1 pseudogene is annotated in these 712 nt (G+C 35.3%); it reads right to left on the bottom strand.

Annotated features, from left to right (window positions below):
* Positions 1-163: pseudogene (locus CIK04_RS30030) on the bottom strand (DUF406 family protein); the annotation flags it as partial.
* Positions 164-712: the final 549 nt, after the last annotated feature.

Here is a 712-nt window from a genome sequence, read left to right as displayed (position 1 = left end):
CGCCAGCTCTAGATACTTGGCGAAATTCCGCTTGTAGCAACTCTTTTGAACCAGCGTAAATTGTCACGTCTGCAACGTCATCGCCTTCTTTGATGATAAAGCCAATTTCACCAGCGCAACCACACGCTTCACATACTTGGGTTTCTTCGTGTTCAATGCTCATAACGAATCCTCACTTAAAAAAGGGAWTATACTCTAACTCGTTTTTTTTCAATAGAAATAAATGGAACAACTTGGATAAAAAAATATCGGTATGCTATGTTGTTTGTTGAGAGGGTTAAGCAGAGATAACTTTAGATTTTGTTAATGGACGATGTGATCCGAGTCAATAATTTACCGGATTTCACCTTTTACTTACTTAGTAATCACAGTGAGTGAGTTGCACCTTAGCAGATTTATAAGAGTATCTCGTAGATAAATTATTTTACATAATCTATCGCTATCAATCGGTTCAAAATGCAGATGTAAATATTAAACTAATGTCATTTAATGGTATTAATTTAGTTGCATATTCTGAAATTTTGTTTTGCTTGACGACATGCATCTGCAAACCTGGTTTACAGTATTTCGTAATAAAAAGTAGGCTTGTTTATTTCGAAAAAGGGTGTTTTCTGGCAACCTATTGAGAACGATTTTCATTCTGACCTCAGACTTTGAGTTAGATGGATTTACAAAGAGAAGAGCTAAAATATGCCAAAGCGTAGTAAAGAAG

The organism is Vibrio sp. 03_296, from assembly GCF_002265885.1.
The sequence above is the reverse complement of the archived record's forward strand: the minus strand, read 5'-3'. Positions and strand labels throughout refer to the sequence as shown.